Origin of the sequence: Caballeronia insecticola, from assembly GCF_000402035.1 — a bacterium.
Taxonomy (GTDB): Bacteria; Pseudomonadota; Gammaproteobacteria; order Burkholderiales; family Burkholderiaceae; genus Caballeronia; species Caballeronia insecticola.
Genome location: NC_021287.1, coordinates 2,970,034 through 2,987,149, shown reverse-complemented (window position 1 = coordinate 2,987,149; position 17,116 = coordinate 2,970,034). Strand labels below are relative to the sequence as shown.

Below are 17,116 nucleotides of genomic sequence, written 5' to 3'. Positions count from 1 at the left end.
TCGTCACGCTTCGGGCGCTCCTTTGAGCTCGATCATGTTGCCTTCCGGGTCGAATAGATAGAGCGAAGGGCCGAAGCCTTCAGCGCCGTAGCGTTGCGCCTCTTCGCCGATGCGCGCGCCATGCTTTTCGAGATGCGCGCGTAATGCATGGGCGTCGAACGGTTCGACGCGCACGCACAAGTGGTCCATGTTGCGGCCCGCGCCGGGCGGGCCACTGTCCGGGCGATCGATTTTTCCGCCGATGGCCAGCAAGTCGATCAGCGAGCGGCCCGCGCGCATCTGCACGAGACCGAGGTCGAGTTGTTCTTTCTCGATTGGACAGGCTAGTACGTCGCGGTAGAAATGCACCATGTTGTCGAGATCGGCGCAGCGGATCACGACGTGATCGATTTCGCGGATTTTGATGGGCATGGGGTGCGTCTCATGTTTGATGAGGTGGCTCAGTTTATCGCGATGAGGGAATGAGGCGGGCGGCGGCGGAAATGAAAAAGGGCTTGCCGTCGCAGACGCCAAGCCCTTTGAATTCGTGGTGGAGAGGAGGAGGATCGAACTCCCGACCTTCGCATTGCGAACGCGACGCTCTCCCAGCTGAGCTACCCCCCCAACGAGACAAAATTCTACCACAGCCGCCGCGCCCGAAATCAAGCCGTCTGCCGCGATTCCGCCTACTTCTGCAACGCTGGCGCACCCGCCAGCACCCACGCTACGACGGTCTTGATATCCCCATCGCTCATCTTCGGATGCGAGGGCATCGGAATCGAGCCCCATACGCCCGCGCCGCCGTTCTTCACCTTCTTCTCCAGCCTGGCACTCGCCTGCGAATCGCCCTTGTACTTCTCGGCGATCTGCTGAAACGACGGCCCCACGAGCTTGCGATCGACCGCATGGCATCCCATGCACGCATTGCTTCGCGCGATGGCAATCGCGTCCGCGGCAGAACCGACCTGCTCCGCAGCGAACGCCCCGCCAGATGCAACCATCGCCAGCGCCACACCCAACATCACCCGCAACATGCTCATTTCCCCGCCGGCGCCGGTTTAGCACTCCCCGGATGCACGTCCGAGTTCTTGACCGGCGCAGGCGTCTGCGAATCCAGCGGACGCGACGTCACGCTCGAATCCGGCACCGTGCCCACAGTCGCCTCGGGCGCCGCCGGCGCGCTCACAGTACCCGCATCGGATGCGGCCGCCGCTGCCGCTTCCACCGCCTGCACATCTTCCGGCTTGATGTACTGGAACACCTTCACGACCTGCTCGACGCCCGGCACACGCGCCGCTACATCCGCGCCATGCGCGCCTTCGTCCGGCGTCACGAGCCCCATCAAATAGACCACGCCCCGCTCGCACACCACCTTGTAGTAGTTCGCGCGCAAATCCTTCTCGCCGACCATCGCCGTCTTCACGCGGGTTTCGAGATACGAGTCGTTCGCGCGCGTCGAGATCGAGCTCGCGCCCTGGACCGCCAGTTCGTTCACGATACTGCCGACGTTGTTGATGTCGCGCACCACGGCCTCGGCTTTCTGCTTCGCGGCGTCGTCGGGGACTTCGCCGGTCAGCAGCACGCGCCGGTTGAAGACGGTCACGTTGACATGCGCGGTATCGGGCAGATTCTCGTTGATCCGCGAAAGCGCCTTCACCTGAATCTCGCGGTCTTCGGTCTGTGCGCCGAGCGTACGGCGATCCGTGGCGATCAGCGTGCCGCCAGCCGCCGCGCCGACGACCGCGAGCGCGCAGCCCTGCAACGTCAACGCGACTCCCGACAACATGCTCACCACGAGCGTGGCATTGGCCAGCGTCGCCTTGACGCGTGTCTTGTTCATCAACTCCGTTCCCCCTTTCAGTTTCAATCGTCGCCCAGCAGCATCGCGTCGATGCCGTCGCACAGACAATGAATAGCCAGCAGATGGACTTCCTGGATACGCGCCGTCCGTTCAGACGGCACGCAAATATGAATGTCGGTGTCGGCGAGCACATCCGACAGCGCGCCGCCGCCCTTGCCGGACAGCGCAATCACGATCATCTCGCGTTCGTGCGCCTCCTGAATGGCCGCGAGCACGTTGACCGAGTTGCCCGACGTGCTGATCGCGAGCAACACGTCGCCCGCCTGACCCAGCGCGCGCACCTGGTTCGAGAAGATCTGCTCGAACGCATAGTCGTTGCCGATGGCCGTCAAGATCGACGTATCGACAGTCAACGCGATAGCCGGCAAGCCCGGACGCTCGCGCTCGAAACGGCCGATCAGTTGCGCGGCGAAACGTTGCGCGTCGGCCGCCGATCCGCCGTTACCACAGACGAGAATCTTCGAGCCGTTGGCCAGTGCGCCGAAGAGCGTGTCGACGGCGGCCGCGATCGGGACCGCCAGCGCGTCGAGTGCTTCGAGTGTGAGCGCCGCGTTGTCGCGGAAATGCTGTTGGATACGTTCGACTGACATCGACTCTCGATTATCGGCCGCGGCGTGCGGCACTATGTGGCCCATGACGTGAGCGCCCGAAGCCAAGGTCCGGACGCAGGTTGTTGCGCAGTTTACCGCATGCATCATGCGGCACGCGGCGCGTTCAGGCTTCGTCGGCGCGAAAAGCATCGGGCAGCCATTGGATGCGGCCGGCATCGAACGCCACGACATCGAAGCGGCACGCGGGCAACGCACCACGCCATGTCGCGAGGAATTGCTGCGCGGCCCGCACGAGCCGCGCGCGCTTTCTCGCATCGATGCTCGCCGCCGCGTTCGCAAACTGTCTGCCGCTGCGCGCCCTCACTTCGACGAACACCAGCGCGCCGCGTTCATCGATCATCACGAGATCGATCTCGCCGCCGCGGCACGTCACGTTGCGCGCGACGAGACGCAGACGCCGTCGCCGCAAAAACTCGAGCGCGCGCGCTTCGAATGCATCGCCGAGCGGTTTGGACACGGCTTCTCCATAAAAGTTGTCGACGGACCACGGCGTTCGCGCGTGGCAAAATGACGTCCTTTCTCTCGACGCCCGCGCCCATGCTTCAGCTCTCCGAACTCGCCGACGGGCAGAACTATCCGACGGGCGCGCTGTATGTCGTCGCGACGCCCATCGGCAATGTCGCGGACATCACATTGCGCGCGCTGCACGTGCTCGCACTCGTGGACCGCATCGCCGCCGAAGACACGCGCAACACCTCGCAACTGCTCGCGCGCTACGGCATCTCGAAGCCTTCGATCGCGGTACACGAGCACAACGAAAAGAGCGCCGCCGAGCGCGTGATCGGGCATCTGCAAAACGGCGAGCGCATTGCGTGCGTGTCGGATGCGGGCACGCCCGGCATTTCCGATCCCGGCGCGCGTCTCGTCGATGCCGTGCGCGACGCGGGCCTGCCCGTCATTCCGCTGCCGGGCGCGTGCGCGCTCACCACGGCGCTGAGCGCGGCGGGCGCATGGGTGAGCGGCTTTTCGTTCATCGGCTTTCTGCCCACAAAGGCGAAGCAACGCGCGACGCACTTGCGCACGCTCGCGAATCATCCGATGGCGCTGGTGTTCTACGAAGCGCCGCATCGCATTGTCGAGACGACGCGCGCACTCGCCGATGCTTTCGGCGGCGAGCGGCAAATGTTGATCGCCCGCGAATTGACGAAGTTACATGAGAGCCTGCATCGCTGCACCCTGGCCGAAGGGCCAACGTGGCTCGAAGCCGATGCGAATCGTCAGCGCGGGGAATTTGTGCTGGTCGTGGAAGGCGCGCCCGAAGCGCAGCAAGCCGACGACGCGCACGATGCGCTGCTCGCGACGCTGCTGGAAGAGTTGTCGGTGAAGAGTGCGGCGCGCATCGCCGCGACGTTGACGGGCGCATCGCGCAACGTGCTCTATGAACGCGCGCTCAAGCTCGGCAAGCGCGACGAAAAACACGACGACGATTCGGAAGCGCAAGCGGAATAGAAAACGGGCCGTCGCGAGACGGCCCGTCCTGGTTCTGCGACATGCAGCGTGAGATCAGTTCACGTTGTCGTCGGCGAGCGATTGAGCCTGCTCTTCGCGCGCCGCACGCGCTTCCTGCTGCGTGAGACCTTCGATCTTCACCTTCTGCGTGCCGGCTCCGCGCATGCCGAGCACGGCCGCAGCGGCATACGAGAGATCGATCACGCGGCCGCGCACATACGGACCACGGTCGTTGATCTTCACGACCACGGTCTTGTGGTTCGCCTCGTTCGTCACGCGCACCCACGACGCGAGCGGCAGCGTGCGGTGCGCCGCGGTCATCGCGTTCATGTTGAACTTCTCGCCGCTCGCGGTCTTGCGGCCATGGAACATGCGGCCGTACCACGACGCCTTGCCGTTCTGTTCGAAGTTGCCGATGTTCGGACCGGCCGTGATCGGCTCGGCGTCCGACAGCGACTGGGCCGGCTGAGCGGGCCTGTCGGCGGGAACAGCGGAGAGATGCGAGTCGAAGGCGAGCGGCGCCATCGAGCGGGCATTGCTCGTGCTGACTGTGGTTGTTGTCTGAGGATTGGATGCGACATCGCCCGAACCCGGCGCGGCGCAACCCGCCAGCACCCCAACTGCTAGCAGGCTCCCGACATGTCGAATGAATCGAGCTTTCATAGGTTTTCCAACGATAAAGGAGCGGCCGCGCAGCGCTGGTCGGCGCGCGCAAGGCTGCTCGAGGCTTTATCCGCACAAAGCACAACGCCGCTCGATCTAGCGAACGGCAAGCCTTGCTCGGACGCGGCGTGCTCGTGCCGCAAATGCCCGGTTATTGTTCACGTCTGGCGCAACCTGTCCCCGGCAGCCTGACCAGACCCCACATGCCGCCATCGAACGTGGCATCACATTCGTGCGCAGAAATTCGAATACAGGCGCAGGAACGGCGGCGTAGGCCCCATCCGGCTTGATGACTGCAAAAGTCATCTGACAGACGCGCGGCGTCTGGCCGGACAAGACGTGTGCACCTACTGAAGGTGCTTGAGTTGCAATTGCGAGGCTTTTGGCCCCCAACAGCGTACTGATGGCGATTGTAAAAACGCACTAGCGTTTCGACCTTCGCCCATTGACGGCATGGTTCACTCCATGCACAAGTAGTGCCATTATACAAAAAAACGTGGGTCCGACTCGTCGAACTGTGCAAACAGTCATTGATTTTCGCTATGAGCGTAAGAATTGCCGCTTTTCGCTGCTTTCCGAGCCCCGAAAAGCGCCGTCTCGCGACTGATTTGGCACCGGTACAATGAGCGTTTTTACAGGCCGCCTGCACCGACGACAGTCATATGAAAGTCATTCTCGTTCCCGTGACGCCCTTCCAGCAGAACTGCTCCATCGTCATCTGCGAGGCGACTCAACGCGCGGCGGTCGTCGATCCGGGCGGCGATATCGAGCGCATCATCGCGGAGGTCGAGCGGCAGGGCGTGTCCGTCGAAAAAATTCTTCTGACGCACGGCCATCTCGATCACTGCGGCGGCGCGAAGGCGCTCGCGAACCACTACGGCATTCCTATAGAGGGACCGCATCGGGAAGACGCGTTCTGGATCGATCAACTGCCCGCACAAACCGAACGATTCGGCTTTGCGAACGCCGAGGCCTTTACGCCCGAACGCTGGCTCGACGAGGGCGACACCGTGCAGTTCGGCGACGAAACCATGGAAGTCCGCTTCTGCCCCGGCCACACGCCCGGGCATGTCATCTTCTTCAGCCGCAAGCACGAAGTTGCGTTCGTCGGTGACGTGCTGTTCGCCGGCTCCATCGGCCGTACCGATTTTCCGCGCGGCAATCATGCGGACCTCGTCCGCTCGATCCGCGAAAAGCTCTGGCCGCTCGGCGATGACGTCACCTTCGTGCCCGGTCACGGCCCTGCATCGACGTTCGGCGAAGAGCGTCGCACCAATCCGTACGTCGGCGACGGAGTGACGGCATGAACGCGATTCCCGAAATCTACGTCAGCACCGACGTCGAAGCCGATGGCCCGATTCCCGGGCCGCATTCGATGCTGAGCTTCGCGTCGGCGGCGTTCACGGCCGACAAGCAGCTCATCGCCACGTTCTCGGCAAATCTGGAGACGCTCGAAGGCGCGGCGCCTCATCCGGTGCAGGCCGCGTGGTGGAAGACGCAACCCGACGCGTGGACCGCGTGCCGCAAAGATTTGCAGCAGCCGGAAGCCGCGCTGCAGGCCTATGTCGAATGGGTGGAGGCGCTGCCGGGGAAGCCCGTGTTCGTCGCCTATCCGGCGGGCTTCGACTTCACCTATATGTTCTGGTACATGATGCGTTTTGCCGGACGCTGCCCGTTTTCGTGGTCCGCGCTCGACATCAAGACGCTCGCCTTCGCGATGACCGGCCTGCCCTATCGCAAGGCGATCAAGCCGCGCCTGCCGAAGCACTGGTTCGATGAACTGCCGCACACGCACGTCGCGCTCGACGATGCCATCGAGCAAGGCGCGCTCTTCTGCAACATGCTGGCGGAACTGCGGGCGTCGCAAGCCGCATCGGCGCAGCAGGCGACCGGAACCGGCGACGACGTCGAAGGTAAAAACTCGCAGTCAGGCCAATGACTTAGGGAAACTCCCTCAGTGCGGGCGCATTGCATTGCGTTTCTTTTCCGGCGCCTCTACCATTAGAGTCAGATCGCGACCGAATGGAGGCGCAGTTGACTCTCGATACATTTTCACAAAAAATCTTGCGTCTTCTGCAACTGGACGCCCGCCGCTCCGTTCAGGAAATCTCGGATCAGGTCGGCCTGTCGAGCACGCCGTGCTGGCGTCGCATCAAGGACATGGAGCAGTCGGGCGTGATTCAGCGCTATACCGCGCTGCTCGACCGCGAGAAACTCGGCCTGCACGTCTGCGCACTCGCGCATATCCATTTGACGCGGCACACCGAAGGCGGCGTCGAGCAATTCGAACGCGAGATCGCCACGTGTCCGGAAGTCACCGAGTGCTACAGCACGACGGGCGAGTCCGACTACATCCTCAAAATCGTCGCGCCGGACATCAAGGCATACGACGCATTTCTGCACGATCGCATCTTCAAGATTCCAGCGGTGGCGCAGGTGCGCACGAGCGTCGTGCTGCGCGAAATCAAGTTCGATACGCAATTGCCGCTCTAAAACGCCGGTTCAGCGCGGCGGTTCGCCCAGCGATGCAGCGTCGAGCGCCTGCGTCACGCGAATCGCGCGCGCGCCAATGCGGCGCTTGAGCGCGTCGAAGTCGATTGCCTTCAGCTGCGCCGCTGCATCGCGCGCATTCGACGCCGGCAACACGACATCGACGTCGAAACCGCTACTCAGATAATGCAGATTCAGCGCCTCGACCGATAAACCCTGGCGCGCGAATGCGTCTCGAATGGCATCACTCACGGTGGGCCGCAGCGGAAAAGAGCCCGGCAACGGATTGAGTTCGTCGCTTTCCGGATCGACGTGAATCAGTGCGTCGAGGACGCGCGGATCGGCCAGCGTCCGCGCACGCGCCGATTCGGCGATGAAATGCCCCTCAGAAACCGAAATTCGGGGATCGACGAGAATGTGTGCATCGACGAGGGCGAGATCGCCCATTTTCCGCGTGCGCAATTCGTGGACTTCGCGAACGCCGGGTGTGTTCAGCAAAATGCCGCGCAGATTTTCGGTGGTCGTCTGATCGAGTGCGCGATCTGAAAGGTCCTGTAATGCATCCCACGCAAACGTCCAACCCATTTTTCCGATCATAAAACCGACGAGCGCCGCAGCGATCGGGTCCAGAATTCGAAATCCCGCCAGGCTGCCGATTATCCCGAGTGCGACGACAAGCGAAGAAGCCGCATCCGAACGCGCATGCCATGCGTTTGCGACCAGCATCGCGGATCGAACCCGTTCCGCGGCACGCAGCATATAGCGAAAAAGCGCTTCCTTCGAAACGAGCACGATTATCGCGACCCCGAGCGCGGCGACATGTACGCTTGGAATATCCTGAAGTTTCATGATTCGCGTGCCCGCGCGCCACAACATTCCCACGCCTACCGCGATCAACAATCCGCCGAGGAATAACGACGCGACGTTTTCGTAACGGTTGTGGCCATAGTTATGGTCGAGGTCGGGCGCGACGGCCGCCTGCCGGTTCGCGATCAGCACAATAAAATCCGACACGATATCCGCGAGCGAGTGAATGCCGTCGGCGATGAGCGCCTGCGAATGCGCAACCGAGCCGACGATCAGTTGTGCGGCAGTCAGTACGCTATTAAGTGCAATGCTCGTCCAGGTGGTTTTGCGCGCGACCTCCTGTTTCTCCGCTACACGTGTCGTGGAAAGCGACATGTAATATGCCTCGGACCATTGTTACCGCTGCCCAATTGACCGCGAAGCGTGTTCTGCTGCGGGAAATCAGAGTTAGACCTTTTAAATCAGACATTTCACAATGCGACACTTTGACGCCCATCACAAGCTTTCAAAACGAAGAGCAGGCGTGCAAAGTAAAAAAGCCGCGTCTGAGGACGCGGCCTTTTCAATACGAATTCGGTACCGACTTACCGGCTGATCAGAAAGCTGTCGCGATCTTGTCCGGCAATCCACTTCGGCGGCTTTCCGCGACCCGACCAGGTGCTGCCGCTGTCGGGGTCGCGGTATTTCGGGGCTACGCCCGAACGGCTGCGCGATGCCTTTGACGCTTTCGCGCTTCGGCCGCTTGAGAGTTCCTGAAGCGAGATGCCGTAGTCGGCCATTTTCTGCTTGATCTCATTAAGCACTTCCGCGTATTCACGCGACTTCGCTTCTTCAATCTGGCGTTCGAGAGACTCGCGCTGCGCGAGGAGTTCTTTGTAAGAAGGCATGGCAATTCCCTATGTGGTTTGCTGAATTGCGAGTCGCCGCTCGCTTGCTATTTCAGTATAGCCTCGGACTGGCACGCAGATTAACACAGTTCCAATTATATGGGCATGTGCGTATTGCCACGTAATTAAAGCATTGGGGCTTTCTTCGTAACATTTTCCGATAATCCGAGGACAAAGGGCGACCATTCTGGCCGAAAGACATCGTTCATTCGCAAACTCGACGTCGGGGTTGGCATAGGATGGGAAAAACGCAAAATTCTACGCCGCAACGTTTCATAGAATGGCAACTTCGGCCCCGCTTTGCGCGGCGGCCTAATTCAAGGTAATTCGGGACGCAACAGGCTTATTCGGCGCGCGAGCCAACCTCAACGCTGTCTTTCAAAGCAATCGATAAGCGCAGCCCTCAATTCTTCCGTCGACAGTTTGGGCTTATCGAATGTGAAACGATTGCGCCTGCCTTCATGCAGCAAATCGACGCCATATCGGTCTATCCCCAATAATTTGAGATTCGCGGGGCGCCCGGGATATTTTTCAGAATATTCGCATAGCAAAAGCTCTTCGTCGTACGAGAGCGGCTCCAGCGATTCGAGATCCGGGCCCGCGAGCCAGCCCATCGCACCGAATCCGCCGATATAACGCATGCGCGTGAGCGACATCACCCAGAAAGAGAAATCGCCCAATTCGAGATATCGTCCGGCTTCCGGGTGATAACGCAGATAACGCCGCGCCAAAGGCACGCTGTCCTGCGCCGACGCAGGCGCGAAATGTCCGAGCATGGTCAGACGCTGTCCCTCCAACACGCCGCCCTCCGCCGGATGCGCAACCAGAAAGCCCGCGCGCGGGTCGGCCTGCAGATTGCGCGTGTGTTCGGCAAGATGGCTGACGAGCAACATCGGCATGTGATTCGCGGTCAGCGCAAATGGAAGCGCCGTCGGATAAGGAAATCCGCTCGGCTCGCGCGAATGCGTGGCGAGCGTGCCTTCCGCCACACGGTGCAAAAGATGTAGCGGTGCTTGCGGCGGGATATTCATCGCGGCTCCGGGCGACGGCAATCAGGTCGGATGATGTTAATGCAGCGTGATCGAGCGTGTCTCCTGGCCGTTCGATAGAATCGAAAATCTTCGCGTGCGGCGGCATCATCTTCATTTGCCTCTCGTTTCGCGCAATCTCCCGAACGGCTTTTCCGTGTCCGACTCCACTACCGCCTCCTCCGCCTGCGAGCCCAATCCGACGCTCGCACTGCATCGCAGCCTTCCGCACGCTACCCGCGCCCGTGCGCGTTACGCGACGATGGCCGTCTTTTTCATCGCGGGCATGATGTACGCCTCGTGGGGCGTGCACGTGCCGACCGTGCGCGACAAGTTCGCGCTGAGCCCGGGCATGCTGTCGTTCGCGCTGCTCGCGGTCGCGGGCGGCTCGATCTTCGCCATGCTCACCACCGGATCGTGGATCGCGCGCGCCGGCACGCGCACCGCGTGCATGGCGGGCGGCATCACCATGATGATCTGCGGTGCGCTGATTCTCGTGACGCCTCATTTCTGGATGCTGCTTGTCGTGCTCGCGGTGTTCGGCTTCGGCATGGCCACACTCGACGTTGCGATGAACGCCGAGGCGAGCGCCGTCGAGCAGGCACTGGGCAAGCCGATCATGTCGTCGCTGCATGGCATGTTCAGCATCGGCGGCATGGCCGGTGCGGCGGCGGGCGGCGCGCTGCTCGCGCACGGACTCGCGCCGGCGGCGCATCTCGCGCTCGCCTCGGGCGTGAGTCTCGTGGTCCTGCTCGTGTCGATGCCCGCCGTGCTGCCGCACGTGCCGCATCACGATGAACACGCGAAGGCGTCGTCGTCGAATCGCTGGCGTTCGGGCGCGCTGTGGGCGCTCGGCGGACTGGCGCTCGTCGCGCTGATCGCCGAGGGCGCGATGTACGACTGGGCCACGGTGTATATGCGCGATATCGTCGAGGCGTCGCCTTCGGTGTCGAGCGCCGCCTACGCCGCGTTCTCCGGCGGCATGGCGGCCGGGCGCTTCGGCGGCGACGCGGTGCGCGCGCGTTTCGGCGCGCCGCAGCTGATTTTCGGCAGCGCGGGACTCGCGTTCATCGGCATGGTGATGGCGCTCGTCGTGCCCAACACCATCGTCACGATGACCGGCTTCACGTTGATGGGCCTCGGTCTCGCGAACATGATGCCGGTGCTGTTCGCGGCGGCGGCGCGCGTCGAAGGCGTGACGGCGGCTGAAGGTCTCGCGCAGGTCGCGGGCCTCGCGTACTTCGGTTTGCTGCTCGGGCCGGTGCTGATCGGCGGCGTCGCGCAGATCAGCAATCTGCCGATCGGCCTGTGCGTCGTCGCGGCGTGCTGCGCGGCGATCACGCTCATCGGGCCGAAAATTCTCAAGCGCCTCAAGATTTAGGCGCGCATAAAAAAACGCGCGGATCTTGCGAATCCGCGCGTTTTCCGGGACCGGAGTCCGGCGTGACTTACATCTTCACGACGTCCAGCAGCGTCTTCTTGCCCTTCTTGTAGTCGTACAGCGAGATCACGCCGTGCTTCAGATCGCCCTTCGAATCGAAGGAGGTCTGGCCGATCACGCCCTTGTAGTCCGTGTTCGGCATCGCGGCGAGAATCTTGGCCGGATCGACCGAGTTCGCGCGCTTCATCGCGTCGACAATGATATACACCGCGTCATACGTGAACGGCGCGTAGATCTGGATCGGCTGGCCGAAGCGCTTCTGGAACTTGGCCGCGAAAGCCGTGCCGCCTTCCATCTTCTCGAGCGCCATGCCTGCTTCCGAGCACACGATGTTGTCGGTCGCGTCGCCGGCCAGGTCGGACAGCTTCTCCGTGCAGACGCCGTCGCCCGCGAGGACCTTCGCGCGCAGGCCGAGCTGCTTCGCTTGCTTCGCGAACGGGCCGCCGGTGGCGTCCATGCCGCCGTACATCACGGCGTCGGGGTTTTCGCCCTTGATCTTCGTCAGAATGGCGCGGAAGTCGACAGCCTTGTCGTTCGTCGCGTCATGCGAGATCACCTTCAGGCCGAGCGACTTGGCGGTCTTCTCGAACTCGTTCGCGAGGCCCTGGCCGTAAGCGGTCGAGTCGTCGACGACGGCAACCGTCTTCACCTTCAGGTTCTTCGCTGCGTAGTTGGCGAGCGCCGGGCCTTGCTGCGCATCGGTCGCGACGACGCGGTACGTCGTCTTGAAGCCTTGCTGCGTGTAGGCCGGGTTCGTTGCCGACGGCGAAATCTGCACGATGCCTGCATCGCTATAAATCTTCGATGCCGGGATCGACGTGCCGGAGTTCAAGTGACCGACGACGGCGACAACCTTGTCATCGACGAGTTTCTGCGCGACTTGCGTGGCGGTACGCGGGTCAGCGGCGTCGTCTTGCGGGTCCAGTTGCAGCGTGATCTTTTCGCCGCCGATCGTGAGGCCCTTTGCATTGATCTCTTCGACTGCGAGCCGCGCGCCGTTCTCATTGTCCTTGCCCAGGTGAGCAATCCCGCCGGTCAGCGGAGCGACGTGACCGATCTTGACGACCTGGTCGGCTGCTGCGGACGTTGCCAACGTAGCGAACAGCACGGCTGCGGCGCTGATCGGCAACAGTTTGTGAAGCTTGGTGTTCATGTAAGTCTCCAGTTTCGGTCCCAAAAACAACGTAATCGCCCTGTGCCCCGTCTTTCATCACGATCGCTCAGTCCCGTGGACGACCACGCCGGATGCATCGTCATGCACTTGGCAAGTCCTTCTGGCCAGCCGTTTTTGGCGGCCGCCATCCGCACTGCGCGCAAGTGTAGGGTTGTCAAATTAATTTAGGGAAGTTTTTTAAGATAGTGGTGTCACTACCGATTAACAGCCTGTTGTGATACGCCGCCGTTTGTGCTGGCATTTGCGCGAAGATGCCCTGTACATGCGGGTTTCCGCGACATCGGCGTACCCGGCTTTGGGACTCATTCAAGTTTGTCGGCAGCCCGCCGATAATCTCTGCCCTTCGGCATCATTAGCCTGTTTTTTAAAGCGCCTTTTAGTCTGTGTTTAGATCGGCGCCTCTAAAAATGGGCGCGCGCGTCAAAGCGCGTGCCTGGACCGCCGCGAGCGTCCAGGGCGACTGAAAGGGAAAGCTGGCACACTCGCCCCGGACGACTTTTTCACATGCACAAGGAGCTTCGACGTGACCGTATCCGTGACTTCCCGCTGGATCGACATTCCCACCGCTGACGGCAGTTTCCAGGGCTATCTCGCGCTGCCGAAGACGGGCACCGGTCCCGCCGTGATCATCCTGCAGGAGATCTTCGGCGTGAACGGCCATATCCGCAGCGTCGCGGACCAGTACGCCGCCGACGGCTATGTCGCGCTCGCGCCCGATGTCTTCTGGCGCACGCAGCCGCGCGTCGAGTTGGGCTACGAAGGCGCGGACCGCGAAAAGGCGATGGAACTGCTGCAGAAGACCCAACTCGATTCGGCGGTCGCCGATGTCGGCGCGGCGGCGATGGCATTGCGCGCGTTGCCCGAAGTGACGGGCAAGGTTGCGGCGATCGGCTATTGCTTCGGCGGCCGGCTCGCGTATCTCGCGGCGGCGCAAGGTTCAGTGGATCTGGGCGTGGCGTACTACGGCGGCGGCATTCAGAACGCGCTCGACAAAGCCGATCAGATCAAGGTGCCGATGCAGTTCCACTACGGCGAACTCGACGCGCACATTCCGGCCGACGCCGTGGACGCTGTCCGTCAAAAGTTCGCCGGCCGCAAGGACGCCGAACTGTACGTGTATCCGCAGGCCGATCACGGCTTCAATTGCGGCGATCGCGCATCGTATAGCGCGAAGGCGTCAGGCCTCGCGCACGGGCGCACGCTGACCTTCCTGGGCGAGCATCTGTAATAGAAGCGAAGCGGCGCGCGCGTCAAAACGCGCGCCGTTGAAACGGTATCAGGCGCGGGCGGCCGCTATATCAGCGCGGGCAGACCTTCAACGAGTAGAAATGCGGCGAGCACACCAAGAAGCGCACCGAATACCCGTAGCGCGTTGTTCTTGAAATGCGTGGCGCAAGGAATAGCCCCGAGAAACAGTGCGCCGGCGAGCGCCATCGGGATGATCAGAATGAAGTCGCCGATCGTGAAGTACGTCATAGTGCGTCTCCCATCATCCAGCCTGCAGCTTTTAGTCGTCCAGCGATAAAACCGCCTCGACAGTTCGAGTATAGGCCGCGCCCGAGCGAGCGTAGGCCCATCTTCGTGCGACGGGAAACGATTGCTTCAGCGAAGCCTTGCGCGACAAGGCGCAGCGCGATTCGCTATTAAGCGGACACGTAAAAACCCTTAGATTCCGCTTATTTCAATCGGCTTTCGTTTGATCAGGTGATAGCGGCTCGCTCGCGCCGGTTCAGCCACGCCGCGCCCGCCAGGCCGACCACGAGCAACGTGCCGATCAAACCGGCGACGCCCGGCCAGCCGAACGCGGTCCAGAAATGGCCGCCATACGATCCGATCAGACTGGAGCCGAGGTAATACGCGAGCAGATAAAGCGCCGCGGCCTGCCCTTTGGCCTGCGCCGCGAGCCGCCCGACCCAGCCGCTGGCGACCGAGTGCCCGGCAAAGAATCCGAAGGTCAGGCACGCGATGCCCGCGATGATCACCGGCAGCGAATACGACAACGTGAGCGCGATGCCGAGCATCATCAGCAGGAGGCTTGCGATCAGCACGCGGCCGCGTCCGAAGGCATCGGCCATTTTGCCGGACCACGGCGACGCGATCACGCCGGTCAGATAGACGGTGAAGATCGCGCCGATCTGCGTCTGGTTCAGCTGAAACGGCGCGCCGAGCAGCCGGTAGCCGACATAGTTGTAGAGCGTGACGAAGCTGCCCATCAGCACGAAGCCGATCAGAAACAGAAACGGCAGGCCGCCATGCCGCAAATGCCCGGCAAGCGAGCGCCGATGATGCGCAAAGCCCACACCGCGCCGTGGCTTGAAGCGCCGCGACGGCGGCAGCAGCGCGCGAAACGCGAGCGTCGCGAGCAGGCCGAGCAGCCCGATCCCGCCGATGGCGATACGCCAGCCGAACAGATCCGCGAGAATGCCGCTGATCACGCGCCCCGCCATTCCGCCGATGGCCGTGCCGCCGACATACAAACCCATCGCGAGCCCGAGGCCTTCGGGATGCACTTCCTCCGCGAGATACGCCATCGCGACCGCGGGCACGCCGCCGAGCGCGAAGCCTTCGAGCGCGCGCACGACGAGCAGCGCGTGCCAGTCGGGCAGCATCGCCGCAACGACCGTCAACACCGACGACGCCAGCAGCGAAAGCGTCATCAACCGGTGACGGCTCCAGCTTTCCGATACGAATCCGGCGATGAAGATCGCAATCGCCAGCGCCGCCGTGCTCACCGACACGGACAGCGCGCTGACGGCCGGACTCACGCCGAACGCCTTCGTGAACTCGGGAAGCAGCGGCTGCACGCAATACAGTAGCGAGAACGTCGCATAGCCGGCGAACAGCAGCGCGAGCGCCGCGCGCCAGTACGCACGTGAACCGCGTTCGAGATACGTCGCGTCGGCGGCGGCGTGCTCGGCGTCGCCTGCGGCGTTCGGGCGCTGCGGCGCGGGTGATGCTGTCACTTTTAAGTCTCCGCTGACAAAGTCCTCAACGATACGCCGGTCTAAGGGTTTTGCCTAATACGACCCAGGCCTCCGCGCGACGATCACCGAGTAATTACTGTCAACCGTCTGCGATCGACAACATAACGCGGCGATTGCCATCGCGCCGGCGCGCCACGATGCGCTAAAGTAAGAGCACAATCGTTCATGAAAGCCGCGCGCGTCGCGCTACCCGCAACAAAGACGCGGCGATTGATTGTCTGGTGCACGAGCCCTGAAAAGCCTGTGCTTGGTGAAATAATTGACCGGCGTCTCATCCTCAGCCGGCGTTGAAACGGGGATTCATCATGCAAATCGGTTCGATTGTCCGCTCAGTGCATATTGCCGTGCCTCAGGGTGCGCGCGGCATCGTAATGCGCATTCTCGGCGACATGGCAATGGTCGCGTGGTATGCCGGCGAGCCCGGCGTGACCAAGCTGCTCAATACCGAGCCGTTTTTTCTCGAAGACCTGATCGATACCGGCGACATCGTGCGTCCGGCGAATACGGTCGTTCACTGAGAAAGCGGCGCGCCGCGCCAATGCGCTGATGCCCTCCGCGCTCAAGGGGGGCACAATGCCGGGATGAACCCCAACCATCCCGATTCGCCAGCCGCGCCCTCCGACGACGCACCGCCCTTCGCCGGCCTCACTCCCGAGTGCGTTCTCGATGCGCTCGACAGCGTCCTGATGCCCACGGGCGCGCGCACGGATGGCCGCCTGCTGCCGCTCAACAGTTACGAAAACCGCGTGTATCAGGTGGGCGTCGAAGACGGCCCGCCGGTCGTCGCGAAGTTTTATCGGCCGAAGCGCTGGTCGAACGCCGCGATTCTCGAAGAACACGCGTTCGTCGCGAGCCTCGTCGAACGGGAGATTCCGGCCGTTCCCGCGCGCACGCTCGACGGCGCGACGCTCCACGAATTCGACGGCTTCCGCTTTTCCATCTTCGAGCGGCGCGGCGGACGCGCGCCCGATCTCGATCGCCGCGACACGCTCGAATGGCTCGGGCGCTTCATCGGGCGGATTCACGCGGTGGGCGCGATCGACTCGTATCGCGAACGGCCGACGCTCGACATCGCCACATTCGGCTACGAGCCGCGCGATTATCTGCTGACGCACGGCTTCATTCCCGCCGATGTGCGCGCGGCCTGGGAAAGCGTCGTCGCGATGGCGCTGGAGGGCGTCGCGCATTGTTTCGACCGTGCGGGCGACGTGCGCCATCTGCGCCTGCACGGCGACTGTCATCCAAGTAACGTGCTGTGGACGGACGCAGGCCCGCATTTCGTCGATTTCGACGACAGCCGCATGGCGCCCGCGATCCAGGATCTGTGGCTGCTGCTGCCGGCCGGACGCGCGGATGCGTCGAACGCTCTGGCCGATCTGCTCGCCGGATACGAAGACTTCTGCGAATTCGATCCGCGCGAACTGCATCTCGTCGAGGCGCTGCGCACATTGCGGCTGATCCATTATTCGGCGTGGCTCGCGCGCCGCTGGAACGATCCGGCGTTCCCAGCCGCCTTTCCGTGGTTCAACTCGCAACGCTATTGGGAAGACCGCATCCTCGAACTGCGCGAGCAGATCGGCGCGATGCAGGAAGGCCCGCTCTGGCCCGTTTGAAATTTTTCGTCACATCCGCGAACTGTCAGGAAATCGCAAACCATTGAAAAGCGATTTTCCGCGTGTAATGATAACAATTCTCATTCGCCTGCTTCCCGTCGATCGCCGCGCTTAGGGCCGCCAAGGCCG

At 62.5% G+C, this 17,116-nt stretch carries 20 protein-coding genes and 1 tRNA gene; 8 read left to right on the top strand and 13 right to left on the bottom strand.

Going from position 1 to position 17,116, the window contains the following annotated elements; all coding sequences use genetic code 11:
• Window positions 1-3 precede the first annotated feature (3 nt).
• The 6 genes from BRPE64_RS13900 to BRPE64_RS13875 form a co-directional block, all read right to left on the bottom strand.
• Window positions 4-411 (bottom strand): VOC family protein, encoded by a 408-nt coding sequence (locus BRPE64_RS13900; RefSeq protein ID WP_016346768.1) that lies wholly within the window; start codon window positions 409-411, stop codon window positions 4-6.
• 116 nt (window positions 412-527) lie between these two features.
• A tRNA-Ala gene (locus BRPE64_RS13895) sits at window positions 528-603 on the bottom strand.
• Window positions 604-665: 62 nt separating this feature from the next.
• The gene (locus BRPE64_RS13890) at window positions 666-1,019 is read right to left on the bottom strand and encodes a c-type cytochrome (protein ID WP_084675746.1); all 354 of its coding nucleotides are present in this window, start codon (window positions 1,017-1,019) and stop codon (window positions 666-668) included.
• Window positions 1,016-1,819, bottom strand: coding sequence for a BON domain-containing protein (locus BRPE64_RS13885; protein ID WP_016346766.1), 804 nt, complete (start codon window positions 1,817-1,819; stop codon window positions 1,016-1,018). Before BRPE64_RS13885 ends, BRPE64_RS13890 begins: the two co-directional genes overlap by 4 nt.
• Window positions 1,820-1,842: 23 nt before the next feature.
• Window positions 1,843-2,430, bottom strand: a complete 588-nt coding sequence (locus tag BRPE64_RS13880; protein WP_016346765.1) for a phosphoheptose isomerase — start codon at window positions 2,428-2,430, stop codon at window positions 1,843-1,845.
• 124 nt (window positions 2,431-2,554) lie between these two features.
• The gene (locus tag BRPE64_RS13875) at window positions 2,555-2,908 is read right to left on the bottom strand and encodes a YraN family protein (protein WP_016346764.1); all 354 of its coding nucleotides are present in this window, start codon (window positions 2,906-2,908) and stop codon (window positions 2,555-2,557) included.
• A gap of 80 nt (window positions 2,909-2,988) precedes the next feature.
• Here BRPE64_RS13875 and rsmI point away from each other — a divergent pair, with 80 nt between their 5' ends.
• Window positions 2,989-3,900 (top strand): 16S rRNA (cytidine(1402)-2'-O)-methyltransferase, encoded by a 912-nt coding sequence (gene rsmI / locus BRPE64_RS13870; protein WP_044042207.1) that lies wholly within the window; start codon window positions 2,989-2,991, stop codon window positions 3,898-3,900.
• Between the two features lie 54 nt (window positions 3,901-3,954).
• On the opposite strand, the gene BRPE64_RS13865 is transcribed toward rsmI, so the two are convergent.
• Window positions 3,955-4,563, bottom strand: a complete 609-nt coding sequence (locus BRPE64_RS13865; protein WP_044041825.1) for a septal ring lytic transglycosylase RlpA family protein — start codon at window positions 4,561-4,563, stop codon at window positions 3,955-3,957.
• 662 nt (window positions 4,564-5,225) lie between these two features.
• Between BRPE64_RS13865 and BRPE64_RS13860 the strand changes: the two genes are divergently transcribed.
• From BRPE64_RS13860 to BRPE64_RS13850, 3 genes are all read left to right on the top strand, one after another.
• Window positions 5,226-5,870, top strand: a complete 645-nt coding sequence (locus BRPE64_RS13860; protein WP_016346761.1) for an MBL fold metallo-hydrolase — start codon at window positions 5,226-5,228, stop codon at window positions 5,868-5,870.
• Window positions 5,867-6,502, top strand: a complete 636-nt coding sequence (locus BRPE64_RS13855) for a 3'-5' exonuclease family protein (RefSeq protein WP_016346760.1) — start codon at window positions 5,867-5,869, stop codon at window positions 6,500-6,502. The genes BRPE64_RS13860 and BRPE64_RS13855 overlap by 4 nt, the downstream gene beginning before the upstream one ends.
• Before the next feature lie 83 nt (window positions 6,503-6,585).
• Window positions 6,586-7,056 (top strand): Lrp/AsnC family transcriptional regulator, encoded by a 471-nt coding sequence (locus BRPE64_RS13850; RefSeq protein WP_016346759.1) that lies wholly within the window; start codon window positions 6,586-6,588, stop codon window positions 7,054-7,056.
• A gap of 9 nt (window positions 7,057-7,065) precedes the next feature.
• Here BRPE64_RS13850 and BRPE64_RS13845 read toward each other — a convergent pair whose 3' ends face one another.
• The 3 genes from BRPE64_RS13845 to BRPE64_RS13835 form a co-directional block, all read right to left on the bottom strand.
• Window positions 7,066-8,235, bottom strand: a complete 1,170-nt coding sequence (locus BRPE64_RS13845) for a cation diffusion facilitator family transporter (RefSeq protein ID WP_016346758.1) — start codon at window positions 8,233-8,235, stop codon at window positions 7,066-7,068.
• Between the two features lie 209 nt (window positions 8,236-8,444).
• On the bottom strand, window positions 8,445-8,747 hold the full coding sequence (locus tag BRPE64_RS13840) for an H-NS histone family protein (RefSeq protein WP_016346757.1): 303 nt from the start codon (window positions 8,745-8,747) through the stop codon (window positions 8,445-8,447).
• Window positions 8,748-9,112: 365 nt separating this feature from the next.
• Window positions 9,113-9,778 (bottom strand): HugZ family pyridoxamine 5'-phosphate oxidase, encoded by a 666-nt coding sequence (locus BRPE64_RS13835; protein WP_044041823.1) that lies wholly within the window; start codon window positions 9,776-9,778, stop codon window positions 9,113-9,115.
• 154 nt (window positions 9,779-9,932) lie between these two features.
• On the opposite strand from BRPE64_RS13835, the gene BRPE64_RS13830 reads away from it, so the two are divergent.
• Window positions 9,933-11,156 carry an MFS transporter gene (locus BRPE64_RS13830; protein ID WP_044042206.1) on the top strand — a complete coding sequence of 408 codons (1,224 nt, stop codon included), beginning with the start codon at window positions 9,933-9,935 and terminating at the stop codon, window positions 11,154-11,156.
• Window positions 11,157-11,223: 67 nt separating this feature from the next.
• Here the strand turns inward: BRPE64_RS13830 and BRPE64_RS13825 are convergent, their stop codons facing one another.
• Window positions 11,224-12,369, bottom strand: a complete 1,146-nt coding sequence (locus BRPE64_RS13825; RefSeq protein WP_016346754.1) for a branched-chain amino acid ABC transporter substrate-binding protein — start codon at window positions 12,367-12,369, stop codon at window positions 11,224-11,226.
• 544 nt (window positions 12,370-12,913) lie between these two features.
• Here BRPE64_RS13825 and BRPE64_RS13820 point away from each other — a divergent pair.
• Window positions 12,914-13,618 carry a dienelactone hydrolase family protein gene (locus BRPE64_RS13820; protein ID WP_044041821.1) on the top strand — a complete coding sequence of 235 codons (705 nt, stop codon included), beginning with the start codon at window positions 12,914-12,916 and terminating at the stop codon, window positions 13,616-13,618.
• 65 nt (window positions 13,619-13,683) lie between these two features.
• Here the strand turns inward: BRPE64_RS13820 and BRPE64_RS13815 are convergent, their stop codons facing one another.
• Together BRPE64_RS13815 and BRPE64_RS13810 are read right to left on the bottom strand one after the other, a co-directional pair.
• The gene (locus tag BRPE64_RS13815) at window positions 13,684-13,866 is read right to left on the bottom strand and encodes a hypothetical protein (RefSeq protein ID WP_016346751.1); all 183 of its coding nucleotides are present in this window, start codon (window positions 13,864-13,866) and stop codon (window positions 13,684-13,686) included.
• Between the two features lie 224 nt (window positions 13,867-14,090).
• Entirely contained in the window at window positions 14,091-15,353 is a 1,263-nt protein-coding gene (locus BRPE64_RS13810) for an MFS transporter (protein ID WP_016346750.1), read from the bottom strand.
• A gap of 326 nt (window positions 15,354-15,679) precedes the next feature.
• Between BRPE64_RS13810 and BRPE64_RS13805 the strand changes: the two genes are divergently transcribed.
• Together BRPE64_RS13805 and BRPE64_RS13800 are read left to right on the top strand one after the other, a co-directional pair.
• Window positions 15,680-15,892 (top strand): hypothetical protein, encoded by a 213-nt coding sequence (locus BRPE64_RS13805; protein WP_044041820.1) that lies wholly within the window; start codon window positions 15,680-15,682, stop codon window positions 15,890-15,892.
• A 63-nt stretch (window positions 15,893-15,955) separates the two neighbouring features.
• Complete coding sequence (locus BRPE64_RS13800; protein ID WP_016346748.1) at window positions 15,956-16,987, top strand: serine/threonine protein kinase; 1,032 nt, start codon at window positions 15,956-15,958, stop codon at window positions 16,985-16,987.
• The last annotated feature ends 129 nt before the right edge of the window (window positions 16,988-17,116 follow it).

Excerpts from the sequence above, each read along its gene's own strand:
- BRPE64_RS13900 (WP_016346768.1), bottom strand. The coding sequence starts at position 411 with ATGCCCATCAAAATCCGCGAAATCGATCACGTCGTGATCCGCTGCGCC.
- BRPE64_RS13890 (WP_084675746.1), bottom strand. The coding sequence starts at position 1,019 with ATGAGCATGTTGCGGGTGATGTTGGGTGTGGCGCTGGCGATGGTTGCA.
- BRPE64_RS13885 (WP_016346766.1), bottom strand. The coding sequence starts at position 1,819 with ATGAACAAGACACGCGTCAAGGCGACGCTGGCCAATGCCACGCTCGTG.
- BRPE64_RS13880 (WP_016346765.1), bottom strand. The coding sequence starts at position 2,430 with ATGTCAGTCGAACGTATCCAACAGCATTTCCGCGACAACGCGGCGCTC.
- rsmI (WP_044042207.1), top strand. The coding sequence starts at position 2,989 with ATGCTTCAGCTCTCCGAACTCGCCGACGGGCAGAACTATCCGACGGGC.
- BRPE64_RS13865 (WP_044041825.1), bottom strand. The coding sequence starts at position 4,563 with ATGAAAGCTCGATTCATTCGACATGTCGGGAGCCTGCTAGCAGTTGGG.
- BRPE64_RS13860 (WP_016346761.1), top strand. The coding sequence starts at position 5,226 with ATGAAAGTCATTCTCGTTCCCGTGACGCCCTTCCAGCAGAACTGCTCC.
- BRPE64_RS13855 (WP_016346760.1), top strand. The coding sequence starts at position 5,867 with ATGAACGCGATTCCCGAAATCTACGTCAGCACCGACGTCGAAGCCGAT.
- BRPE64_RS13850 (WP_016346759.1), top strand. The coding sequence starts at position 6,586 with ATGGAGGCGCAGTTGACTCTCGATACATTTTCACAAAAAATCTTGCGT.
- BRPE64_RS13845 (WP_016346758.1), bottom strand. The coding sequence starts at position 8,235 with ATGTCGCTTTCCACGACACGTGTAGCGGAGAAACAGGAGGTCGCGCGC.
- BRPE64_RS13840 (WP_016346757.1), bottom strand. The coding sequence starts at position 8,747 with ATGCCTTCTTACAAAGAACTCCTCGCGCAGCGCGAGTCTCTCGAACGC.
- BRPE64_RS13835 (WP_044041823.1), bottom strand. The coding sequence starts at position 9,778 with ATGAATATCCCGCCGCAAGCACCGCTACATCTTTTGCACCGTGTGGCG.
- BRPE64_RS13825 (WP_016346754.1), bottom strand. The coding sequence starts at position 12,369 with ATGAACACCAAGCTTCACAAACTGTTGCCGATCAGCGCCGCAGCCGTG.
- BRPE64_RS13815 (WP_016346751.1), bottom strand. The coding sequence starts at position 13,866 with ATGACGTACTTCACGATCGGCGACTTCATTCTGATCATCCCGATGGCG.
- BRPE64_RS13805 (WP_044041820.1), top strand. The coding sequence starts at position 15,680 with ATGCAAATCGGTTCGATTGTCCGCTCAGTGCATATTGCCGTGCCTCAG.
- BRPE64_RS13800 (WP_016346748.1), top strand. The coding sequence starts at position 15,956 with ATGAACCCCAACCATCCCGATTCGCCAGCCGCGCCCTCCGACGACGCA.